The organism is Coleofasciculus sp. G2-EDA-02 (genome assembly GCF_040226375.1).
Classification (GTDB): Bacteria; Cyanobacteriota; Cyanobacteriia; order Cyanobacteriales; family Coleofasciculaceae; genus Coleofasciculus.
In genome coordinates this window covers 1-2,022 of the sequence record NZ_JAVKEW010000038.1, presented here as the reverse complement: position 1 = coordinate 2,022, position 2,022 = coordinate 1, and the positions used below count along the sequence as shown (strand labels likewise).

Below are 2,022 nucleotides of genomic sequence, written 5' to 3'. Positions count from 1 at the left end.
TATAGCGGTTTGCGACTTGGTAGAATACAATTGAAGGAGTGAAGTAGTGTGCTTAATGACAGGGACAGATGAAAGCCTACTCAATTGACTTGCGACAAAAAGTTGTGGAAGCCGTCTCAAATCAAGAAGACTCTCAAAGAGAGATAGCCAAGCGGTTTAAAGTTAGTCTGAGCTTTGTGCAAAGGCTGCTGAAACGATACAGAGAAACGGGAAACATTGAACCAGCTTCAGGAGGACGAGGGTTTGAAGCTCAACTAACTAAATATGAGAGTCTAGTTGAAGAATTAGTTAGGGAAAATAATGATGCCACTTTAGCAGAATTGAAAGAAAATATATATCAAAGAACGAAAGTTATTGTCAGTTGTAGTAGCTTGTGCCGATTTCTACAGAAACGAAAATGGACAAGAAAAAAAAACGCTTTATGCCACTCAAGCCCAAAGTGAGCGGGTGCAAAATTTGCGAGTAGAATATTGGAATGAAGTCAAAGAAGTTAACCCAAAAGATTTAATTTTTATCGATGAGACAGGCATGAATACAGCCCTAACCCGGAGCCACGCTCGTGCGCCTATTGGAGTTCGTGCTTATGGATACAGACCTTATCGAAAAGGGAAAAATTTAACATTGATTGGTGCAATCACGCTTTCGGGGTTCCTTGGAGGTATGACAGTTGATGGGGGTACTGATGGTAGTGTATTTCGGACTTTTGTGGAAAAGATATTAGTACCTCGTCTGTGGCCGGGAGCTGTAGTCGTAATGGATAATCTTTCATCTCATCAGGTAAAGGGAGTTCAGGAAATGATTGAAGCCACTGGGGCAAAAGTGATTTATTTAGCTCCTTATTCACCCGATTTTAATCCGATTGAAAACTATTGGTCTAAGCTGAAAGAATATTTGCGCTCTTGGGTAAGTTATAATCGAGATACTATTGAACAAGGTATCAGTAATGCTATAGATTTAATCAGTATTAAAGATATAAAAAATTGGTTTACTCATTGTTGTTATTTTCGGTAAAACCTGGATAAGTTACGACGTAGGTCGGCTAGCTGACCACAGCCGTAGCGGACAATGAAGTTCTGACAAGAGTTTTGGCTTCATGATTCATCCGGCGCGATCGTGAATCAATTACACGTAGCGGACAATGAAGTTCTGACAAGGGTTTTGGTTTTATGATTCCTCCGGCGCGATCGCGAATCAATTGCATGTAGCGGACAATGAAGTTCTGACAAGGGTTTTGGCTTTATGATTCCTCCGGCGCGATCGCACCCCCCTTTCCTCCAGATTGCCTTTCTCCACAACCGATGCCCGACAAGGATTACAAAACTTAATTACCTTGCCGTTTTATGCCAGTCCGACTACTTATATAGATGAAGCAGGAATAGATAACCGAGAAGATTATCCTTATGATTACTGTGAGATAGGGCATTGAACGCTGGTGGTTTGTACTCAAGAATTGGATGAAGCAACGGTGGGATGAATTTGAGGCCTGAAAGTGATTGCGTGGATGTTGCCTTCAATAAATGTCCTAACGTGTGTGCGTAGTGCTATAATCCGCTTTTTTGGACAATTGTCTGGGCTAATTCACTCCTTCAATTGTATTCTACCAAGTCGCAAACCGCTATATCCTTAACTAATAGCGCTTTTGTAACTACGGCTGGTGAATCTGGGGGTGATATTCAACTGTGGGGCAAGCAAATCAGTCTAACAGACATTTCTGGTATTTTCTCCGGTTCTTTTGGTGCTGGCAAAGGCGGTAACTTGATAGTCAATGCTTCAGAATTGGTAGAAGCCAGTAGCTTGGGTAGTGGCTTTTTTACAAGTAGCTTCGGAAGTGGAGACGGAGGAGATGTGACAATTACAACGCCTGTTTTACAACTCAGGGATGGGGCAGTAATTACAACAGATGCTAGGGGTATAGGTAATAGCGGGAATTTAGTTATCAATGCCTCGGAGTTGGTGCAACTCAGTGGTGATGTCTTAGTTGAGGGTGAGGATATGGATACACTGTTTCCCAGTGCTCTGAGA

General features: G+C 42.1%; 3 protein-coding genes and 2 pseudogenes. 4 read left to right on the top strand and 1 reads right to left on the bottom strand.

Annotation, left to right across the window (positions count from 1 at the left end):
* The first annotated feature begins 68 nt into the window (after positions 1-68).
* Complete coding sequence (locus RLO19_RS03920) at positions 69-443, top strand: helix-turn-helix domain-containing protein (RefSeq protein ID WP_446354020.1); 375 nt, start codon at positions 69-71, stop codon at positions 441-443.
* Positions 355-1,011, top strand: coding sequence for an IS630 family transposase (locus tag RLO19_RS03915; RefSeq protein WP_446354018.1), 657 nt, complete (start codon positions 355-357; stop codon positions 1,009-1,011). The genes RLO19_RS03920 and RLO19_RS03915 overlap by 89 nt, the downstream gene beginning before the upstream one ends.
* Positions 1,012-1,039: 28 nt before the next feature.
* Here RLO19_RS03915 and RLO19_RS03910 read toward each other — a convergent pair whose 3' ends face one another.
* On the bottom strand, positions 1,040-1,201 hold the full coding sequence (locus RLO19_RS03910) for a hypothetical protein (RefSeq protein ID WP_446354016.1): 162 nt from the start codon (positions 1,199-1,201) through the stop codon (positions 1,040-1,042).
* Positions 1,202-1,421: 220 nt separating this feature from the next.
* On the opposite strand from RLO19_RS03910, the pseudogene RLO19_RS03905 reads away from it, so the two are divergent.
* Positions 1,422-1,539: pseudogene (locus tag RLO19_RS03905) on the top strand (IS630 family transposase); the annotation flags it as partial.
* A 51-nt stretch (positions 1,540-1,590) separates the two neighbouring features.
* A pseudogene (locus tag RLO19_RS03900) lies at positions 1,591-2,022 on the top strand (hypothetical protein); the annotation flags it as partial.